Source organism: Streptomyces sp. N50 (genome assembly GCF_033335955.1).
Classification (GTDB): domain Bacteria; phylum Actinomycetota; class Actinomycetes; order Streptomycetales; family Streptomycetaceae; genus Streptomyces.
Genome location: NZ_CP137549.1, coordinates 6,477,772 through 6,498,793, shown reverse-complemented (window position 1 = coordinate 6,498,793; position 21,022 = coordinate 6,477,772). Strand labels below are relative to the sequence as shown.

Sequence of the window (21,022 nt, the reverse complement as noted above, 5' to 3'; positions counted from 1 at the left end):
CAGGCGAATGTCACCGTTCGGTCGCAACTTCAACTGCCGCCTGACACAGGGACCCGGCCCCTTCTCGGGTCACCTCAGCGCACTGCCCGCCTTCCACTCCTTCCAACCCATGTTCCACCCGCCGAGGCCGTTGTCCGGAGCGACCTGTTTGTCGTTGCTGTTCACGACCTCGACGACGTCCCCGACGATGCTGCGGTCGAAGAACCACCCGGCCGGGGTGTCCGAGCTGCCGCCCTTGACGTCCCTCAACCCCACGCACCCGTGGCTGACGTTGACGTGTCCGGGGGCGGACGGCGCCCAGTAGTTGCCGTGCAGGAAGGTGCCGGAGTCGGTGAGCCTCATGGCGTGCGGGACGTCGGGGATGTCGTACTCACCGCCGAAGCCGACCGTACGGCTGTTCATCCGGGTCACCTCCAGCATCTCCATGACCACCATTTTCCCGTTGTACGTGGTCTTCCCGGGGGCACCGGCCGTGATCGGCACGGTGGCCAGCAGGTCGCCGTCGCGCCGCACCTCCATCGTGTGCTTGGCGGCGTCGACGAGGGAGACCTGGCTGCGGCCGACGGTGAAGGAGAACGTCTTGTACTGGAGGCCGTAGACGCCCTTCGCGCCTTCCACGTCCCGCAGGCGCAGGGAGACGGTGACCTGGGTGCCGGGTCTCCAGTAGGTCTCGGGGCGGAGGTCGAGGCGGGCCTTGCCGAACCAGTGCGGGCGGATCTCGACGGCCGGTTTCGCGGTGACGTGGATCGCGCGCTCGACGGCGGCCCGGTTCTCGATCTCCCGGTTGAAGCCGAGGGAGACGATCATCCCGGTGCCGACGGTGGCGCGGTTCTCCGGGGTGACGTAGGCGATGAACCGCTCGTCGGGGACGTAGGTCGTGAACGTGGTGTGCCGGGCGGAGCGGCGGCCGTGGCCGTCGAGGGCGACCGCGTCGACGGTGTACTCGGCGGCGAGCGCGAGCTTTCCGTCCTCGGGTTCCCAGCGCAGTCCGTCGTCGGAGATGTGGCCGGGAACGGGAGTGTCCTGGGCGTCCTGCGACTTCACCACCTGCACGGACTCCAAACGTCCGTCGGGTACCCGGACTTCGAGCCGGCTGCCGGGTCTGACGCCTTTACTGGCGTCGTCGGGCGAGATCCGGATCATATCCTCGGGCGACGGCGCCTTGCCGAAGAGCTCGTCGATACCGCCCCCGCCCGAGCCGTCCGAAGTACAGCCGGTGGCTCCGGCCAGCAGTCCTGCCCATGTCAGTACGGCGGCCAGTGCGACCCCCGCGCGCCGCGCGCGCCCTTGTGCATGCCTCACGGGGTGCCCAACGAGCGGGCCCGCCTCAGGGAAACGTGAGTGCGACCCAAGCTCTGGGCAGAACAGTGGGGAGAACGACATGACAGGCACACGCGACCGGGACGCCGCGCGCCCTTCACCTCGTCGTTCCATGAGCCGCAGGAGGCCGGACGGTGTCGAGCGCAGCCGAGCAGGAGGCCGTGCAGGAGGGGCGCGTCGACGACGGCGTGCCCATGGAGCGCGCCGTGGAGGCCGTACCGGCACCGCGTGCCGCACCCGTGCTGAACGGCGCCCCGCACACCGGGCCGCCGATGCCCGTGTGGCCGGGGACGCCGATGCCGTTGGGGGCCCGGTACCGGGTCGGCCCCGACGGGGTGGCGGGCACCAACTTCGCGCTGTGGGCGGGGGGTGCGGAGGCGGTCGAGCTGTGTCTCTTCGACGCGGAGGGCGTGGAGACGAGGGCCCCGCTGACCGAGCTGACGCACGAGATCTGGCACGGCTTCCTGCCGGGTGTGCTGCCCGGGCAACGCTACGGCTTCCGGGTGCACGGCCGCTGGGACCCGTGGACCGGCGCCCGCTGGAACCCGGCGAAGCTGCTCCTCGATCCCTACGCCCGCGCTGTGGACGGCGAGTTCGGGCTGCCGCCCGAGGTGTACGCGCACGTCCGCGACTGGCCGCAGCAGCAGGTCGCGGACACCGTGCGCGACGACCGCGACTCAGCACCCCACGTCCCCAAGGGTGTTGTGGTCCACGACGACACCACCGACGACGAGTGGATGGACGACCGCCGCCCGAAGACACCGTGGGCGGACTCGGTCATCTACGAGCTCCACGTCGGCGGCTTCACCAAACTGCACCCCGGCATACCCGAGGAACTCCGGGGCACCTACGCCGGGTTGGCGCACCCGGCGGCCATCGAGCACCTGGTGAAGCTGGGCGTGACGGCCGTGGAGCTGCTGCCCGTCCACCAGTTCGCGCACGAGGACCATCTGCTGCGCAGGGGCCTGAAGAACTACTGGGGTTACAACTCCATCGGCTACTTCGCCCCGCACGCGGGCTACGCGGCGACCGGTACGGCGGGTCAGCAGGTCGGCGAGTTCAAGCGGATGGTGCGGGCGCTGCACGAGGCCGGGATCGAGGTCATCCTCGACGTCGTCTACAACCACACTGCGGAAGCAGGCGAGTTGGGCCCGATGCTGTCGTTGAAAGGCATCGACAACCGCGGCTACTACCGCCTCCAGAGCGACGCCCGCCGCTACACGGACTACACCGGCTGCGGCAACACCCTGCACGTCGTCCAGCCGCACGTGCTCCGGCTCATCACCGACTCACTGCGCTACTGGGTCACCGAGATGGGCGTCGACGGCTTCCGCTTCGACCTCGCGGCGGCGCTGGCCCGCTCGATGCACGACGTCGACATGCTGTCCCCGTTCCTCGCGGTGATCGCCCAAGACCCGGTCCTACGACGGGTGAAGCTGATCGCCGAGCCGTGGGACGTGGGCTCCGGCGGCTACCAAGTCGGTGCCTTCCCGCCCCTGTGGACGGAGTGGAACGACCGCTATCGCAACGCCGTCCGGGACTTCTGGCGCGGCGCGCTGCCGGACGTACGGGACCTCGGGTACCGGCTGTCGGGGTCGAGCGACCTGTACGCGTGGGGCGGCCGGCGCCCCTACGCCTCGGTCAACTTCATTACGGCGCACGACGGTTACACCCTCCGCGACCTCGTGTCGTACGAACGCAAACACAACGAGGCCAACGGCGAGGGGAATCGGGACGGGACCGACGACAACCGGTCCTGGAACTGCGGGGTCGAGGGCGAGACGGACGACGAGCGCGTAAAGGCTTTGCGGCGGCGGCAGTTGAGGAACCTCCTCACCACGCTCCTCCTCTCCACCGGCGTGCCGATGCTGGTCGCGGGTGACGAGCTGGGGCGGACGCAGCGGGGCAGCAACAACGCCTACTGCCAGGACAACGAGATCAGCTGGGTGGACTGGGGCCTGCAAGAGGACCCCGGCTGGCGGGCGTTGACCGACCTCACCGCCCGCCTGATCGACCTGCGCCACCGCCACCCGGTGCTGCGCCGCCGGGCGTTCTTCTCCGGGCGGGCCCATTCGGCGGACGGCATAAGGGACTTGGCGTGGTTCACCGCGCGCGGCACGGAGATGACGGAACGGGACTGGTACGCGCCCGCCGCCACCCTCGGCATGTACCTCTCCGGCCGGGACATCCCGGGTCGTGACGAACGCGGCGCCCCGATCGTCGACGACAGCTTCCTCGCCGTCCTGCACGCGGGCCACCGGCCGGTGAGCTTCGTGCTGCCCGGGCCGCCGTGGGCCGAGCGGTACGGAGTGGTCGTCGACACGTCACGGGAGGAGCAGGGGGAGGCGCCGGGGGTGGTGCACCGTGCGGGGGCGGCGATCACTGTGCCGGCGCGGGCCGTGCTGTTGCTGAAAGTGGTGAGCTGAAGGGCGAGCGGGTTCCGGCGGGTTCCGGCCGGGGTGACGTTTCAGGTCCGTGAACTCCCTTGCGGATGGCTGGGCTTGGGGCGGCCCCGGTGATCACATGGAGGTCGCCCCCCACGGCTTCCGCTGCCTCCCGCCGTCTTCCCCACAAGGACCTCGCATGCCCGAGATATCCCGCCGTGCCTTCGGCGGCCTGGTCGGTGGCGGTGCCGTCACCGCCGTCGCCGGTACATCCGCCACCGCCGAGGCCGCCGAGTCCACCCCCGCCGAACGCCCCTTCAAGGCCCGCCCCGCCACCTCCGGCAAGCGTCCCAACCTCCTCGTCATCCTCGGCGACGACCTCGGCTGGGCCGACCTCTCCTCCTACGGCGCCCCGCACATCAAGACGCCGAACCTGGACCGGCTGGCCCGGCAGGGGGTGCGGTTCACCGACGCGTACTCGGGCTCGGCGACCTGCTCCCCTACCCGGTTCAGCCTCTACACCGGGCGCTATCCGGGCCGTACGCCAGGCGGGTTGGCCGAACCGATCGCCAACAAGACACAGGGACTCGACCCGAGCCACCCGACCCTCGCCTCCCTGCTGAAGAAGGCGGGTTACGCGACTGCGCTGATCGGCAAGTGGCACTGCGGCTGGCTGCCCGACTACAGCCCCACGAAGTCGGGTTGGGACGAGTTCTTCGGCAACCACGGGGGCGTGCTGGAGTACTTCTCCAAGCTGGGCCAGCTCGGCGACTACGACCTGTACGAGGGCGACGCGACCTACAAGGACCTGCGCTACTACACGCGGGTGCTGACCGAGCGGGCGGTGGAGTACGTCGGCCGCAGGCACGACGAGCCGTGGCTGCTGAACCTCAACTTCACCACCCCGCACTGGCCTTGGCTCGCGGAGGGCGACGAGGAGACCGGCGCCGAGATCGCGGCGAAGATCCGGGCGGCGACGAGCCAGGCGGAGATCAGCAACGCCCTCAACCACTACGACGGCGGCTCGGTCGCCAAGTACACGGAGATGGTGCAGAGCCTCGACGCGGCCGTCGGGGACGTGCTCGCCGCGCTGCGCCGGTCCGGGCAGGAGGAGAACACGCTGGTGTACTTCGCCAGCGACAACGGCGGTGAACGCTGGTCGTACCTCTGGCCGTTGAGCGGCGAGAAGTTCGTGCTGCAGGAGGGCGGCATCCGGGTGCCGACCATCGTGCGCTGGCCGCACCGGATCGACGGCAACCAGGTCAGCCACGAACCGAACTTCTCCCCCGACTGGACCGCGACCTTCCTGGAGCTGGCCGGCGCCCGCCCCGACCCGGCGTACCCGCTGGACGGCACGAGCCTCGCGGGCTACCTCCTGCAAGGCGAACAGCCGCCCGAGCGGGACCTGTTCTGGCGGGTGCGGGCCAACCGGGCGCTGCGGCGCGGGGATTGGAAGTACTACCAGGACGGGAACGGCGACGACCACCTCTTCGACCTCGGCGCCGACCTGCGTGAACAGGCCGATCTCGCCCCCGACAAGCCGGAGTTGCTCGCCGAGCTGAAGGCGGCCTGGGAGAGGACGAACGCCGGGCTGCTGCCGTACCCCGCCGCCTGATCAGCCGAGGATGCCCCGGTCGTAGGCGACCGCGACCGCCGCAGCCCGGTCCTTGACGCCCAACTTGCCGTACAGGTGGGTGAGGTGGGTCTTCACGGTCGCCTCGCTGATGAAGAGTTCGCGGGCGATCTCGCGGTTGGAGGTGCCCTTGGCGACCAGGGCGAGGACCTCGCGTTCGCGGGCGGAGAGCGGTTCGTTGCCGGGCGACTGGGGGCTGCGGACCGCGGAGACCAGGCGGGAGGCGACGGCGGGTGAGAGGACCGTGCGGCCTTCCGCCGCCGCGCGGACGGCGGTGAACAACTCGTCGCGCGGGGCGTCCTTCAGCAGATAGCCCGTCGCGCCCGCCTCGATCGCGGGGAGCGTGTCGGAGTCGGTGTCGTACGTCGTCAGGACGAGCACCTTCGCGCGGGCGGCGCGGCGGGTCAGCTCGCGGATGGCGTCGACGCCCGCGCCGCCCGGCATCCGCAGGTCCATCAGGATGACGTCGGGGTCGAGGTCGGCGGCCCGCTCCACGGCCTCGACGCCGTTGGACGCCTCGCCCAGGACGCGGAATCCGGGCGCGGACTCGAACATGCCGCGCAGACCGTCCCGTACGACGGGATGGTCGTCGACGATCAACAGGGAGATCAGCAACTCGTCACTCATGGCGGACCAACGGTACGCGAGCCGACAGGGCCGTGCCGTGACCGGGCTCGGCCTCGATCGTGAGGGAGCCCGCGACGCGTTCGGCGCGGGCGCGCATGCCGTCGAGGCCGAAGCCGCCGGTGCGGGTGCGTTCGGGGAGGGCGAGCGGGTCGAAGCCCCGGCCGTCGTCGCGGATGTCGAGGATGACCTCGTCGCCCAGGAAGGAGAGGGTCACGCCGACGCGGGTGGCCCGGGCGTGCCGGGCCGCGTTCGACAACGCCTCCTGGGCGATGCGCAGCAGGGTCGCCGAGATCTCGTCGTGCAGTTGCTCGGTGATGCCGGTGACGGTGAACTCGGCGCGGACGGAGGTGCGTTCGCCCCACTCCGCGACCGTGTTCTTCAGGGCTTCGGGCAGTCCGTCGTTCTCCAGCGCGATGGGCGCGAGGTTCTGCACGGAGCGGCGGGCCTCGCCGAGGCTGTGCCGGGCGAGGGTGGAGGCGCGTTCGAGGTGGGTGCGGGCGGTCGTCAAGTCCGGTGCGTTGGCTACGACTTGGAGCTGGGCGATGATGCCGGTCAGGCCCTGGGCGATGGTGTCGTGGATCTCGGCGGCGAGCCTGCGGCGTTCGTCGGCGACCCCGGCTTCCCTTGCCTGGACGAGGAGTTGGGCGTGCAGGGCGGCGTTCTCGTCGAGGGCCTGCTGGAGCGCGGTGTTGGTGCGTTCGAGTTCGGTGATGGTCTCGGTGCGCTCGCGGGAGCGCTCCGTCTCCTGCTGGGTGAGATGCGCGATCGCCATCTGCAGACCGGAGTTGGCGGCCACGAGCGCCGCGAAGAGGACCCATTGGAGCCCGCTCCCGAACGGCATCCCACCGGCCTGTGCACCGGCCACGGTGACCGCGCTCGCGAACAGCCCGACCCGCTGCGCCACCGTGCCCGGGATCAGTTCGTCGGCGTCCATGAACCCGGAGGCCGCGTAGAACGCGAAGAACGGGTCGATCCAGGTGAGGACGAAGGCGATGGCCCAGCGGACGACGTAGTACGCGGTCCCCGCCCGCGACGGAATCCGGCCGCGGCCGGGGCGGCGGGAGCGGGTGCCGTGCCACCACAGCTGGAGGACGAGCCCGGCGCCGGCCAGGGACCAGCCGGTCCACCACTGGGCGGAGGAGTAGTCGAACAGACCGGAGGAGGCGAACGCGAGGACGACACTGATACCGAGCAGCCCGTACGGTCCCCAGGTGTGCAGCTGCTCCCAGCGCCGGTCGATCTGCCTGTCCCTGGTGGTCATCTCCCCAGTCTGCACGGCCGCCTCCCCTACTCCCAGCGGAACCAGCGCGAGGCGCCGGCGGTCAGCAGCACGGTCCAGGCGACCAGCACACCCAGGTGCGTCCAGCCCGGCCAGTTCCCGGCCGCCGCCCGGTTCAGGGCCTCGGCGGCGGCGCCGAACGGGGTGTAGCCGACGATGCGGGCCATCACGTCCGGCATGGAGTTCACCGGGATCCACACACCCGCGCAGAACATCATCGGGAAGAACACGGCCGACCCGACGGCGCCCGCGATCTTCGTGGTCCGGGACAGCGACGAGACCACCGCGCCCAGCGCGAGCGCGGCCAGGATCGCGAGGAGCAGGGCGAGGAGGTAGCCGCCGGGCTGCTTCGGCAGCCGTACGTCGAAGGCGAGCCGGCCGACGATCAGTGCGAGCAGGGCGGAGACGAGGGCCGCCGCGCCATAGACCACCATCTGCGCGAAGAGCAGAGCCGTCGGCCGGACCGGGGTGGCGGACATGCGGCGGAGGATGCCGCGTTCGCGGTAGCCGGTGAGGTTCTGCGGCATCGACTGGAGCGCGCCGACGATCATGCCGAGCAGGACGGCGACCGGCACGTACACGTCGATCGTGCGCAGGCCGCCGAGGTCGGCGTCGTGGTGGCGGAAGCCCGGGATGGAACCCAGGATCACCAGTAGCAGGGTGGGGAAGAGCAGGATCCAGAAGAGAGCGCCGGGTTCGCGGCGGAAGAGACGCAACTCCGTACGCAGCACTGCGGTGTTCATGCGGTGACCTCCGTCAGGTCCAGGAACGCGTCGTCCAACGTGGCGTCGGACACGCGGAGTTGGTGGGCGGTGATGTGGTTGCGGGCGAGCAGGGTGATGACCGCGTTGACGGTCTCGTCGGAGCCGGAGAGCGTGATCCGGCCGTCCTTGCGGGCCACGGACGTCAGCGCGGGAAGGGAGTTCAGATCACCGTCGTCCAGCGCCGCGGAGGGCGTGAAGCTGATGACGGTGGAGCCCGCCGAGCGCCGGATCAGCCCGTCCGGGGTGTCCAGGGCGGCCACCCGCCCCTTGTCGATCACGGCGATCCGGTCGCACAGCCGCTGCGCCTCCTCCATGAAGTGCGTGACCAGCAGCACGGTGACCCCGCTCGCCCGCACGTCCTCGATCAGCTGCCAGGTGTCCCGGCGGGCGCGCGGGTCGAGCCCGGTGGTCAGCTCGTCCAGGACCACGACCCGGGGGTTGCCGATCAGCGCGAGCGCGATGAACAGCCGCTGCTTCTGACCGCCGCTGAGCTTCGCGAACCGGGTGGTCAACTTGGCGGTCAGGCCCAGGCGTTCGGCCAGCGGCTGCCACTCGGCGGGACGCGGATAGAAGGACGCGTACAGCTCCAGCGCCTCGCGGACGGTGAGCTTGGCCTGGAGCTCGCTCTCCTGGAGCTGGGCGCCGAGCACCCGGGCGACCTCTTCGTGGTCGGCGACCGGGTCGAGCCCGGCGACGCGGACCCGTCCCGCGTCGGGAACCCGCAGACCCTCGACGCACTCGACGGTGGTGGTCTTGCCGGCACCGTTCGGACCGAGGATCCCGAAGATCTCGCCCTCCTCGACGGCGAACGAGACCCCGTCCACGACGGCCCGGCCGCCGTAGGACTTCCGTAGTGCGGTGACTTCGATGACTGGTGTGGCTGACATGTACCGAGGGTCCCGCCGGGACCGGTCCCGCCACATCGCCCATCGCGCTCGACCGGCCATCAACCGATCGGTTGATGCGCCCCTACGACTCCCCCGAGCGCGCCGCTACGACCCCTCGAACACCCAGGTCGTAGGACCAACGGCCGATCCGGGTCCGGCCAAAACTCGGTGGGCGATGTCAGTGGTGGTCCGTAGGCTCGCCCGTGATGACGATGACCACGACACCCGCCTCCGCCGAGGACCACTCCGACCGGTCCGCCGTCCGCACGCTCGCGCGGCTGTGGCCGTACGTCCGCCCCGTGCGCGTACGGCTGTTCGCCGCGGCCGGGGTCGCCGTCGTCGCGTCCTGTACGGGGCTGGTGTTCCCGCTCGTCCTGAAGTGGATGGTGGACGGACCGGTCGCCGACCGGGACACGGCGGGCGTGTGGCTCGGGGCGCTGTACCTGCTCCTGCTCGGGATCGCGGAAGCGGCCCTGTTCGGGCTGCGGCGCTGGCTGGTAGCGCGGCCGTTGTCACACGTCGAGGCGGAGATGCGGGCGGACCTGTACCGGCATCTGCAACGCCTGCCGGTGTCCTTCCACGACAGATGGCCCTCGGGCCAGCTCCTCTCCCGGGGCACCACCGACCTGATGCTGCTCCGGATGTTCCTGGCCTTCCCCCTGACGTTCCTGCTGGTCAACGCGGTGACGATCCTGGTCGGCGTGATCATCATGCTGCTCCAGGACTGGACACTGGGGCTGGTCATCCTGGGTCCCGCCATCCCGGTGATCATCACCTGCGTGATCTTCGAGCAGCGGTACGCGCACGTGGCCCGCCGCGCCCAGGACCAGGTCGGCGACCTGACGACGGTCGTCGAGGAGAGCGTCCTCGGCATCCGCATCATCAAGGGCTTCGGCCGCCACCGCACCCAGGCCCGAGCCTTCCGCGACCTCTCCCGCACCCTGCGCGGCACCGAACTCCGCAAGGCCCAACTCCTCGCCACGATCTGGGGCGTCATCGTCACCCTCCCCGAACTGGCACTCGGGGCGGCACTGGTGGTGGGGACGGTGCAGGTCGCGGACGGGGATCTGTCGGCGGGCACGCTGGTGGCGTTCCTGTCCACGGCACTGGCACTGCGCTGGCCCGTGGAGTCGATCGGCTTCCTGCTGGCAATGAGCCAGGAGGCGGCAACGGCGACGGAGCGCTACTTCGAGGTAATGGACGAAACCCCGGAGGACCAAGAAACGCCCTCGGGGGACGCGCCCCAAAGGGGCGCGGGGAACGGCGCGACCAGCCCCCACGAACCCGCACCCGAAAACGACGGCATCCGTTTCACCACAGTCTCCTTCCGCTACCCAGACGCTCCCGCCGACTCCCCACCCACCCTCGACAACATCAACCTGCACATCAAAACCGGCGAATCCATGGCCCTGGTAGGCGCAACCGGCACCGGCAAGACCACACTGACGGCGCTCGTCCCACGGCTGCACGAGGTGACCTCCGGCCAGATCACACTGGACGGCAAGGACATCACCACCATGCCCCGGGAAACGCTGCGCGCCCTCGTCGCCGTGGCCTTCGAGGAACCCACGTTGTTCTCGGCCAGCGTCGGGGAGAACGTACTCATGGGGTCAGAAGAGGGCGCGGGACAACCGGAGTTGGAGCGTGCCCTGGCCGTCGCACAGGCCAACTTCGCGCACACCCTCCCCCAGGGCACGGACACCCAGGTAGGCGAACAGGGCCTGAGCCTCTCCGGCGGCCAACGCCAACGCCTCGCCCTGGCAAGAGCGGTGGTGGGCAACCCCCGCTTCCTGGTCCTGGACGACCCGCTCTCCGCCCTGGACGTCCACACGGAGGCGGCCGTCGAGGCCGCCCTGCGCCAAGTCCTGGCCGACACAACGGCGTTGATCGTGGCCCACCGCCCGTCCACGGTCCTCCTGGCCGACCGCGTGGCCCTCCTGTCCGACGGCCGCATCACCGCGGTCGGCACCCACCAGGAACTCCTGCGGACGAACACGGAGTACGCGTACCTGATGTCGGGCGCCGACCACCAGGGGGACGAACGATGACCGCGGCCACCACCTCCACCCCCACCACCGGCGACGACGACAACCCCGAACCCCCGCCCCCGCACAAGCCCGCCGCGGGCGACCCCTTCGACCACGACGTCCTGCCCACTCCCCCGGGCGCGACCGGCACCCTCCTGCGCTCCCTGCTCGCGCCGATGAAGGCACGGGTCACCGTCACGACCCTCCTCCTGCTGCTCCAGCAGGCGGCCGTGCAGGTAGGCCCGCTGCTGGTCGCGTACGCCATCGACCGCGCGGTCCCGGCGTTCCGGGACGACAACCACGGCCCGCTGATCGCCGTAGGAGCGGGCTACCTGTTCTGCGCGCTGCTCTCCGGCGGACTCCAGTACGCGTTCATCGGCGCCTCCGCCCGCGTCAACCAGGACGTGCTGCTCGATCTGCGCGGCCGTATCTTCCGGCACGCGCAGGCGCTCAGCATCGACTTCCACGAGCGGTACACGTCCGGCCGGCTCATCTCCCGTTCCACCACGGACATCGAGGCCCTGCGCGAACTGCTCAGCGAGGGACTCCAGGAGCTGATCACGGTCATCCTGTCGTTCGTGTACATCTCGGCGATGCTGCTCTGGCTGGACCTCGGTCTCGGCGCGGTCGCGGTGGCGTCCTTCGTGCCGCTGTACCTGCTGGTGCGGGTCTACCAGCGGCGCGCGGTACGGGTGTACGCGATCCGCTCCACGGCGATCGCGCGCGTGATCGTCAAGTTCGTCGAGACGATGAACGGCATCCGCCCGGTCCGGGCGTTCCGCCGCGAGGCGGTGAACGACGCCGACTTCCAGGTCCTCAACCAACAGCACGAACGCGCCAACGGCGACGCCCTGTTGGAGATGGCCCGCTATGTCACCGGCTCCCGCCTGGTCGCCAACACGGCCGTCGCGGTGATCGTGCTCTGGGGTGCGACCCGAGTCGCGGACGGCTCACTGGAGTTGGGCGTACTGGCCGCCGCGGTCCTGTACCTACGGCGGCTCTACGACCCGATCGACCGGCTCGGCATGTTCCTCAACTCGTACCAGTCGGCCGCGGCCTCCCTGGAGAAGATCGCGGGCCTGCTGGCCCAGACCCCGTCGGTCCCCGAACCCTCAACACCCGTCCAGCTCCCGGAACTTGAGACAGACCAACCCGGCCGCGAGGTCGTCTTCGACGGCGTCCGTTTCGCCTACCGCACCGGCGGCGAGGTCCTCCCCGTCTTCGACCTGACCCTCCCCGCCGGCCAGACCGTCGCCGTCGTCGGCTCCACCGGCGCGGGCAAGTCCACCCTGGCCAAGCTCTTGGCCCGCTTCTACGACCCCTCGGACGGGCGGGTCCTGCTCGACGGCGTCGACCTGCGCGAGCTGTCCGCGCCCGAACTGCGGCGCGGGGTGGTGATGGTGACGCAGGAGGCGTTCCTGTTCTCCGGCACGGTCGCCGAGAACATCGCGATCGGGCGCCCGGACGCGCCTCGCGAGGAGATCGAGCGGGCCGCGAAGGCGATCGGCGCGCACGACTTCATCAGCGCGCTGCCCGACGGCTACGACACCGACGTACGCAAGCGGGGTGGCCGTATCTCGGCCGGTCAACGCCAACTCGTCGCGTTCGCACGGGCGTTGCTCGCCGACCCCGCCGTCCTCATCCTCGACGAGGCGACCAGTTCCCTCGACATCCCGGGCGAACAGGCCGTACAGCGCGCCATGTCGACGGTCCTGCGCGGCCGGACGGCGGTCGTCATCGCCCACCGCCTCTCCACGGTCGAGATCGCGGACCGGGTGCTGGTCATGGAACACGGCCGGGTCGTCGAGGACGGCACCCCGGCCGACCTCATCGCCGGGACGGGGCGCTTCGCGGACCTGCACCGGGCCTGGCGGGACAGCCTGGCATAAGCGCGGGTGAGGTTGTTTTTTGACTGCCGGCCGGTGGGGGCTGGTCGCGCCCCGCGGCGGAGCCGCATATCGATACCGTCCCGCGCCCCTAAAAGCGCCGACCCGCCGTGTCTTTTAAGGGGCGCGGGGCTGTATCGATTTGCGACTACCGCCGCGCGGGCGCGACCAGCCACGACGCACCGCAGGCAGCCAACGCACCCCACCCCCACCCCTCCCCGCTTGCTAACCGGAACCCCGTTCCGTATCGTTACCGGAACAAGGTTCCGCTTACCCATTGTGGAGGACGCCGTCATGCAATACCGCACCCTCGGCCGCACCGGCATACAGGTCAGCACCCTCGCGCTCGGTGCCATGAACTTCGGCAGAATCGGACGCACGAGCCAGGAGGAGGTCACCGCGATCGTCGATGCCGCTCTCGCGGGCGGGGTGAATCTCATCGACACCGCGGACGCGTACAGCGGAGGCGAGTCCGAGGAACTGCTCGGCAAGGCGATCGCCGGTCGCCGGGACGACATCGTGCTGGCCACGAAGGCGAGCCTGCCGATGGGCGAGGAGCGCAACCACCAGGGCGCCTCGCGCCGCTGGCTGGTCACCGAGCTGGACAACAGCCTGCGCAGGCTCGGCGTCGACCACGTCGACCTGTACCAGATCCACCGCTGGGACCCCCGCACCAGCGACGAGGAGACCCTCTCCGCCCTGACCGACCTCCAACGCGCGGGAAAGATCCGCCACTTCGGCTCCTCGACCTTCCCCGCGTACCGCATCGTCCAGGCGCAGTGGGCCGCCCGCGAGCACCACCTGAGCCGTTACGTCACCGAGCAGCCCAGCTACTCGATCCTCCAGCGCGGGATCGAGACCCATGTCCTGCCGGTGACGGAGGAGTACGGCCTCGGCGTCCTGGCCTGGAGCCCGCTCGCCTCGGGCTGGCTGTCCGGCGCGATCCGCGAGGGCCGGGAGGTCACCACCAGCCGCTCCTCGTTCATGCCCCAGCGCTTCGACACCACCGTCCCCGCCAACCGCGCCAAGCTCGACGCCGTCGAACAGCTGGCCAAGGTCGCCGACGAGGCCGGGCTCACGATGATCCAGCTCGCGCTCGGATTCGTCACCGCGCACCCCGGCGTGACCAGCGCGCTGATCGGCCCCCGCACCCTGGACCACCTGCACAGCCAGCTCGCCGCCGCGGACACGGCACTCTCCGCCGACGTACTGGACGCGATCGACACGATCGTCGCCCCCGGCACCGATCTCGCCGCCCACGAGAAGAACGACACCCCGCCCGCCCTCCTCGACCCGTCCCTGCGCCGCCGCTGAGACCCACCGGACACAAACCGAACGGAAGCACAGCCATGTCCGACCCGAACCCCGCGATCGTGTCCGTGAAGCCGGTGATCCTGCCCGCCCCGGGCCGCGGCGAGGACCTCCAGGTCCGCGTCTCCGCACCCGTGACCGGCGACGATCTACCGGTCATCGTCTTCTCGCACGGCTTCGGCTGGTCGATGAACGGCTACGCCCCGCTGGCCGACCACTGGGCCGCGCACGGCTTCGTCGTCGTCCAGCCCACCCACCTCGACTCCAGGACCCTCGGCATCCCGCACGAGGACCCCCGCTTCCCGGAGATCTGGCGCATCCGCATCGAGGACCTCAAGCGCGTACTGGACGAACTCGACGTCCTGGAAGCCTCCGTGCCCGGTCTGGCAGGACGTCGCGACCGCGACCGCATCGCCGTGGCCGGCCACTCCTGGGGAGCCCAGACGGCGAGCGCGCTGTTGGGCGCCCGCGTCCTCGACCCCCAAGGCGTCCCCGGCGAAGACCTGTCCGACCCCCGCGTCAAGGCGGGCGTGCTCCTCGCCCTGACCGGCCTGGGCGACGACCTGACCCCGTTCGCCGCCGAGCAACTCCCGTTCATGAGGCCGTCGTTCGCCACGATGACCCCACCGGCGCTGATCGTCGCCGGGGACCACGACCAGTCCCAGCTCTCCACCCGCGGCCCGGACTGGTTCACCGACCCGTACACCTACAGCCCCGGCGACAAGACCCTGCTCACCCTCTACGGCGCGGAGCACTCACTCGGCGGAATCCCCGGCTACGAGGTGGCCGAGACGACGGACGAGAGCCCCGAGCGCGTCGCCCTGCTCCAGCACCTCACCACGGCGTTCCTGCGCAGCACCCTGCACCCCGAGAACACCGACTGGAAGAGGGCGGCCGCCCAACTGGCGGACGATCCGGACCCGTTGGGAACGCTCCAGAGCAAGTAGCGGCCCCGCGATATTCGATGGGCAACCGCGCTCACGCTCGGTAATCTTCGTTGCCTCCAACCACCCCCGGATCGCTCACGGCTGCGCGCGCCCGGCAGCCTGGGCAAGGAGGCACATGATCGACGCGTACGAGGATCCCGGGACGCCCGACCGTCGCGGCGGCTGGCGGTTCCTGTGGTGGCTGGTGTGGCGGCAGCGGGCGCGGGCGGTGTCCGGGGCGCTGCTGTCGAGCGTGTGGATGGTGCTGATGGCGGCGGCGCCGTATCTGATGTCCCGGGCGGTCGACGACGGCCTGGTACCGGGGAACATGGGCGCGCTGGCCTGGTGGACCGGGGCGCTGTTCGCGGTCGGCGCGGTCAACTCGTGGCTGAGCATCATGCGCCACCGCACGATGACCCGGGTCCGGATCGACGCCAACTTCCGCACGGTCAAGCTGATCGTCGGCCAGACGGTCCGGCTCGGCGCCGTGCTCTCCCGCCGCGCACAGGCCGGCGAGGTGATCACCACCGGCGTCGGCGACGTGTGGACGATCGCCCAGTCCCTCACGGTCGTCGGCCCCGGCTTCGGCGCCCTCGTCGTCTACGGCGTGGTCGCGGGCGTGCTGCTGTCGATCTCGGCGCCGCTGGCCGCCGTGGTGCTGCTGGGTGTGCCGGTGATCGCGTTGCTCGCGGGGCCGTTGACGCTGCGGCTGCAGAGCGTGGAGACGGAGTACCGGGAGCGGCAGAGCGTGCTGACCGCGCGTATCGGTGATCTCGCGGGCGGCCTGCGCGTCCTCAACGGCCTTGGCGGCAAGGGGCTGTTCGCGGACGCGTTCCGCCGTGACTCGCAGCGACTGCGGGCGCAGGGGTACCGGGTGGGCGCGGTGGCCAGCTGGGTGCAGGCGATCGGGGTCGGGCTGCCGACGCTGTTCCTCGCCGTGGTGACCTGGCTCGCGGCCCGGCTGGCGGCCCAAGGGCAGCTCAGCATCGGCGAGTTGGTCGCCGTGTACGGCTATGTCGCGGTGCTGATCGGCCCGGTGGCGTTCTTCGTGCAGATGGTCTACGAGCTGAGCCGGGGCGTGGTGGCCGCGCGGCGGGTCGTAGAACTGCTCCGGCTCGAACCCACCCCGGACCGCGGGGAGTTGGACGCTCCCGCCGAACCGGCCGTCCTGCACGATCCCGACTCCGGGGTGCGGGTGCTGCCGGGGCGGCTGACCGCGCTGGTCGGGGCGCGGCCCGCCGACGCGCTGGCGGTGGTCGACCGGCTCGGGCGGTACGCGCCGTCCATGGCCACCTGGGGCGGGACGCGGCTCGACGCGATTCCGCTGGAGCAGGTGCGGGCGCGGATCCTGGTCGCCGACAACGAGGCCGACCTGTTCGCCGGACCGCTGACGGAGGTCGTGTCGGGGCGGCGGGAGCGGTCGGCGGAGGCGGTGGCGAAGGCCGTGCGCGCGTCCGCCGCCGACGACATCGTGCAGGGGCTGCCGGAGGGACTCGACTCGGCGGTGGCCGCACAGGGGCGCAGCCTCTCCGGAGGACAGCGTCAACGGGTGCGCCTGGTACGGGCGTTGCTCGCCGAGCCCGAGGTGCTGCTCGCGGTGGAGCCGACCTCGGCGCTCGACGCGCACACGGAGGCGGCGGTCGCGCGACGGCTGCACGCGGAGCGCACGGGCCGTACGACGGTGGTGACCACGACGTCCCCGCTGGTCCTGGACCACGCGGACACCGTGCACTACCTGGTCGACGGCAAGGTCGCGGCCAGCGGCGGCCACCGCCGGCTGCTGGCGGAGGAACCCGGCTACCGCGCGCTGGTGGCCCGGGACGCGGAAGAGGAAGAGGTCGTACGGTGACGCAGTCCTCGTTGGCGAAGGGTCAACTGCCGGTCGCGGAACGGGCGGACGTACGGCGGGCGGCGTTGCTCCTGGTGCGGGCCGACCGGCGGGCGTTCGCCGTCGTGCTCGTCGTGAACGCGCTGGCCGCCGGGGCCGGGCTCGCCGGGCCGTGGCTGCTCGGGCGGATCGTGGACGAGGTGCGGGCCGGGGCCGGGGTGAGCACGGTGGACCGGCTGGCCCTGGTCATCGTGGCGTGTGCGCTGGCCCAGTTGCTGCTGGCGCGGTGGGCGCGGTACGTGGGGCACCGGTTCGGTGAGCGCACGCTGGCGCGGGTGCGGGAGGACTTCGTGGACCGGGCGCTGGCGCTGCCCGCGTCGGTGGTGGAGCGGGCCGGGACAGGGGACCTGACCGCGCGCGGCACGGCGGACGTGGCGATCGTGGGCACGACCCTGCGCGATGTCGGACCCGAACTGCTGGTCTGCTCGGTGCAGGCGCTGTTCGTGATGGGCGCGGTGTTCGTCCTCGACCCGCTGCTCGGGCTGTTCGGGGTGCTGGGGCTCACGCCGATCTGGTTCGCGCTGCGCTGGTATCTGCGCCGGGCCCGGGACGGCTATCTCGCGGAGGGCGCGGCCAATTCGGAGGTCGCCGAGATCCTCACGGCGACCGTGGCCGGGGCCCGCACGGTGGAGGCGTTCCGCCTCCAGGAGCGCCGGGTGACAGCGAGCCGCGACACCCTCCGAACGGCACTGCGAAGCCGCCTGTACACCCTGTTCCTGCGGACGGTGTTCTTCCCGGCGGTCGAGGTGTCGTACACCATCCCGGTGGCGGGCGTGCTGTTCGTCGGCGGCTGGCTGCACGGGCGCGGGGAGGTGGGCCTGGGTGCGGTGGTCGCGGCGGCGCTGTATCTACGGCAGTTCACCGACCCCCTGGACGAGATCCTGATGCGGATCGAGCAACTCCAGAGCAGCGGCGCGTCGTTCGCCCGCGTGGAGGGACTGGCCCGGGCACCCCGCGCGGAGGGCGACGGTGCCGCCCCGGTCCCGGCGGACGACCGGATCGACGTGACGGGCGTGCGGTACGCCTACGAACGCGGCGGCGAGGTGCTGCACGGCGTCGACCTGACCGTACGGCCGGGTGAACGGCTCGCGGTGGTAGGCCCGTCGGGCGCCGGCAAGACCACGCTGAGCCGGCTGCTGGCGGGCGTGGACGCGCCGACCGAGGGCACGGTGACGGTGGGCGGGGTCCCGGTCCATGGCCTGTCACCGGAGACACTGCGCCGCCAGGTCGTACTGGTCACCCAGGAACACCACGTCTTCCTCGGCTCGGTCCGCGACAACCTCCTGATCGCCGAACCGGCTGCCACGGACGAGGAGTTGTGGGCGGCGCTGGCGGCGGTCGGCGCCGAGGAGTGGGTGCGGGAGTTGCGGGACGGTCTGAACACCCGCCTGGGCGCGGGCGGTTCGGCCACGGACGGCTCCCAGGCCCAGCAACTCGCCCTGGCCCGCGTGGTGCTGGCCGACCCGCACACCCTGATCCTGGACGAGGCGACGGCCCTCCTCGACCCGGCCACCGCCCGCCACACCGAACGCGCCCTGGCCGCCGTACTGGAGGGCCGCACCGTGATTGCCATCGCCCACCGCCTGCACACCGCGCATGACGCGGACCGGGTGGCGGTGATGGAGAACGGCCTGCTGACCGAACTGGGGCCGCACGAGGAGCTGGTGTCGGCGGGCGGGGCGTACGCGGCGCTGTGGCACTCGTGGCACGGGGACGGGCGGGGGTCGGGTGGCTGACGCCGGGCGGTTTTCGCCCCCTCCGCCCCTTCCCGTCCCGTCCCTGGGGGCTCCGCCCCCAGACCCCCATCGGCCCTGAAGGGGCCTCGTCCTCAAACGCCGGACAGGCTGAAAGATCAGGCCCCGTCCGGCAGTTGACGGCTCGCACCGGGGCCTCGTCCTCAAACGCCGGACGGGCTGAAAGATCAGATCCCGTCCGGCAGTTGACGCCTCACACCGCGTCCGGCCCCCGCTCCCGCGTCCGTATCCGCACCACCTCCTCCACCGGAGTCACCCACACCGTGCCCCCACCCGTACCCCGCCCTCCCGCCGCACGGATGACACGGACGAGGTCGGTCGCGTCGAAGTCGAGGGTGAGGATGTCCAGCCGAAGCCGCGGGGCGAGGTTCACCCGGTACTCGCTGCCCCGGTAGACCTCGACCCGGACCTGCCGGGGCTCGTAGGCGCTCACCTCGGTCACCGTCACTCCGCGCACCCCGAACGACTGGAGGGCCTTCATGACGTCCGGGACTCGGTGAGGAGGGAGGACCGCGGTGACGAGTTTCACGGGTCTTCCTCAACTCCGGCCATTTCAGCTGGAGTCCGGTTCCTTGGCCTGCTCCGCGATCGGCGCCGGAGCCGCCACCGCCGCCACCGGTTCGGACACCGACGCCGACGCCACCGCCGACTCCGCCGGATACGCCTCCTCGTCGTGGACCGCGATGTCGCCGGCCTCCAATACCTCGTCCGGCGCCCGGAGTTTCACGAACAGGCCGATCGCCTTGAGGATGAGGAAGGTCATCACGGCGTCGTAGACGATGACCGTGCCGGCCGAACCCGCCTGTTTCCAGAGCTGGTCGAGGTTGCCGTAGAGCCAGCCGCTCGTGGAGAACGCCGTGGTGCCGTCCTTGTTGAGGTACACGGCGACCGCCGGGTCGGCGAAGATGCCGACGAGCATGCCGCCGGCGAGGCCCGCGATGCCGTGGGTGTAGACGACGCCGAGCGCGTCGTCGACCTTGTTGAACGGCGGGACCTTGGGCAGGTAGGTCCAGGCGAGCCAGACGATCGACGACGCGATGATGCCGATGTAGATCGCGCCGATCCCGGTGACGAAGCCGGCCGCCGGGGTGATCGCCACCAGGCCGACGATCATGCCGTTGATGCCGCCGAGGAAGGTCGGCTTGCGCTGCGGGCCGACGAACATGTCCCAGAAGACCCACACCAGCAGGGCAACTGCCGTACAGAGGTTGGTGTTGAGGACCGCGAGGGCCGCGTTGTGGCCGCCGAAGTACATGTCGCCGCCGTTGAAGCCGTTCCAGCCGAGCCAGAGGATGCCCGCGCCGACGGCGACCATGGGGAGGTTGTTGGGCACGCCGTGGGCGCGGTCGCGGGCCAGGCGTGGTCCGATCACCGCCGCCGCGACGAAGCCCGAGGTGCCGGCGGCGAGGTGGATGACGTAGCCGCCGGAGTAGTCGAGCGCACCCTTGGCCGCCCACCAGCCGCCGCCCCAGAGCAGGAAGGCGTTGACCGTGTAGACCAGGGTCGACCAGATCGGGACGAAGAGCAGCCACGCGCGGATGTTCATGCGGCCGATCACGCTGCCCATGAAGAGGAGCGGGGTGATCGCCGCGAACGCGAAGTGGAAGTAGGCGAGGGTGGCCTGCGGGAAGTGGAAGCTCGGCATCAGGTCGTTGCCGTTGACGAGCGGTATCCATGCCTGCTGCTGTTCGCTCGCCGAACCGACGATGGTGCCGGGCCGGCCGACGAACGCGCCGAGGATACCGGGCCAGTGGGGGTCCAGGGGTTCGCCGAACCCCATCTTGAACTCCCAGAGGACCCAGCCGACCAGGACCAGCGAGAAGCCGGTGAAGGCCATGAACATGGTGTTCACGACCCATTTGCGCTGGACCAGGCCGCCGTAGAGGATCGCGATGCCGGGGATGCTCATCAGGCCGACGAGCGTCGCCGCGACGAGCTGCCAGGCGTTGTCGCCCGCGTCCAGCCAGTTGGGATAAGGAATCACTGCAGCCGTCAACTCCCTTCGTGGGAGCGGCGGTCCGGCAGGACCGCCGGTTCGAACGGCAGGATCGTGCCGGATCTTTTACGGGTTGGTTCCGGGGGCATGTCCGCCGAGAAAATTTCTGTTCACGGTCAAAGATTCCTCAAGCGACGCTCCGCGTGACACCAAGTGACGGTCCGGATAACGGACTTGAACACCCGGACAACGAACGAATTCCGGCCAACCTCCTGACACGCTCCTGACAGAAAGCGCGGACTGCTGCCACTCTTCCCACTGGCGCTTCACAGCAACCCCACAGCTTCACACCAGTGATCACTGTGATCCCTGTGATCTCCCCAGGTCGCGCGATCCGCGA

General features: G+C 70.8%; 15 protein-coding genes. 8 read left to right on the top strand and 7 right to left on the bottom strand.

Features of this window, described 5'->3' with window-relative positions; all coding sequences use genetic code 11:
- Window positions 1-69: 69 nt before the first annotated feature.
- On the bottom strand, window positions 70-1,302 hold the full coding sequence (locus R2B38_RS29395; protein ID WP_318018922.1) for an Ig-like domain-containing protein: 1,233 nt from the start codon (window positions 1,300-1,302) through the stop codon (window positions 70-72).
- A 152-nt stretch (window positions 1,303-1,454) separates the two neighbouring features.
- Between R2B38_RS29395 and glgX the strand changes: the two genes are divergently transcribed.
- A complete protein-coding gene (gene glgX, locus R2B38_RS29390) occupies window positions 1,455-3,746 on the top strand; it encodes a glycogen debranching protein GlgX (RefSeq protein WP_318018921.1) in 2,292 nt (763 codons plus the stop codon).
- Window positions 3,747-3,903: 157 nt separating this feature from the next.
- Window positions 3,904-5,319, top strand: a complete 1,416-nt coding sequence (locus R2B38_RS29385; RefSeq protein WP_318018920.1) for a sulfatase — start codon at window positions 3,904-3,906, stop codon at window positions 5,317-5,319.
- Here the strand turns inward: R2B38_RS29385 and R2B38_RS29380 are convergent, their stop codons facing one another.
- From R2B38_RS29380 to R2B38_RS29365, 4 genes are read right to left on the bottom strand one after another with little or no spacing between them, the layout of a single operon-like run.
- A complete protein-coding gene (locus tag R2B38_RS29380) occupies window positions 5,320-5,964 on the bottom strand; it encodes a response regulator (protein WP_026151002.1) in 645 nt (214 codons plus the stop codon).
- A complete protein-coding gene (locus R2B38_RS29375; protein WP_318018919.1) occupies window positions 5,957-7,225 on the bottom strand; it encodes a sensor histidine kinase in 1,269 nt (422 codons plus the stop codon). The genes R2B38_RS29380 and R2B38_RS29375 overlap by 8 nt, the downstream gene beginning before the upstream one ends.
- 26 nt (window positions 7,226-7,251) lie before the next feature.
- Complete coding sequence (locus tag R2B38_RS29370; RefSeq protein WP_318018918.1) at window positions 7,252-7,986, bottom strand: ABC transporter permease; 735 nt, start codon at window positions 7,984-7,986, stop codon at window positions 7,252-7,254.
- Complete coding sequence (locus R2B38_RS29365) at window positions 7,983-8,894, bottom strand: ABC transporter ATP-binding protein (RefSeq protein WP_318018917.1); 912 nt, start codon at window positions 8,892-8,894, stop codon at window positions 7,983-7,985. The genes R2B38_RS29370 and R2B38_RS29365 overlap by 4 nt, the downstream gene beginning before the upstream one ends.
- Window positions 8,895-9,106: 212 nt before the next feature.
- On the opposite strand from R2B38_RS29365, the gene R2B38_RS29360 reads away from it, so the two are divergent.
- The 6 genes from R2B38_RS29360 to R2B38_RS29335 all read left to right on the top strand — a co-directional run bounded on the left by R2B38_RS29360 (window position 9,107) and on the right by R2B38_RS29335 (window position 18,668).
- On the top strand, window positions 9,107-10,942 hold the full coding sequence (locus R2B38_RS29360; protein ID WP_318021823.1) for an ABC transporter ATP-binding protein: 1,836 nt from the start codon (window positions 9,107-9,109) through the stop codon (window positions 10,940-10,942).
- A complete protein-coding gene (locus tag R2B38_RS29355) occupies window positions 10,939-12,810 on the top strand; it encodes an ABC transporter ATP-binding protein (RefSeq protein WP_318018916.1) in 1,872 nt (623 codons plus the stop codon). The genes R2B38_RS29360 and R2B38_RS29355 overlap by 4 nt, the downstream gene beginning before the upstream one ends.
- Before the next feature lie 291 nt (window positions 12,811-13,101).
- Window positions 13,102-14,121 (top strand): aldo/keto reductase, encoded by a 1,020-nt coding sequence (locus R2B38_RS29350; RefSeq protein WP_318018915.1) that lies wholly within the window; start codon window positions 13,102-13,104, stop codon window positions 14,119-14,121.
- A 35-nt stretch (window positions 14,122-14,156) separates the two neighbouring features.
- A complete protein-coding gene (locus R2B38_RS29345) occupies window positions 14,157-15,065 on the top strand; it encodes an alpha/beta hydrolase family protein (RefSeq protein ID WP_318018914.1) in 909 nt (302 codons plus the stop codon).
- 115 nt (window positions 15,066-15,180) lie between these two features.
- The gene (locus tag R2B38_RS29340; RefSeq protein WP_318018913.1) at window positions 15,181-16,893 is read left to right on the top strand and encodes an ABC transporter ATP-binding protein; all 1,713 of its coding nucleotides are present in this window, start codon (window positions 15,181-15,183) and stop codon (window positions 16,891-16,893) included.
- A gap of 11 nt (window positions 16,894-16,904) precedes the next feature.
- Complete coding sequence (locus R2B38_RS29335; protein WP_318021822.1) at window positions 16,905-18,668, top strand: ABC transporter ATP-binding protein; 1,764 nt, start codon at window positions 16,905-16,907, stop codon at window positions 18,666-18,668.
- 211 nt (window positions 18,669-18,879) lie between these two features.
- On the opposite strand, the gene R2B38_RS29330 is transcribed toward R2B38_RS29335, so the two are convergent.
- Both R2B38_RS29330 and R2B38_RS29325 read right to left on the bottom strand, forming a co-directional pair.
- Window positions 18,880-19,215, bottom strand: a complete 336-nt coding sequence (locus R2B38_RS29330) for a P-II family nitrogen regulator (protein WP_033282819.1) — start codon at window positions 19,213-19,215, stop codon at window positions 18,880-18,882.
- A gap of 24 nt (window positions 19,216-19,239) precedes the next feature.
- Window positions 19,240-20,670 (bottom strand): ammonium transporter, encoded by a 1,431-nt coding sequence (locus R2B38_RS29325; protein ID WP_318018912.1) that lies wholly within the window; start codon window positions 20,668-20,670, stop codon window positions 19,240-19,242.
- Between the last annotated feature and the right edge of the window lie 352 nt (window positions 20,671-21,022).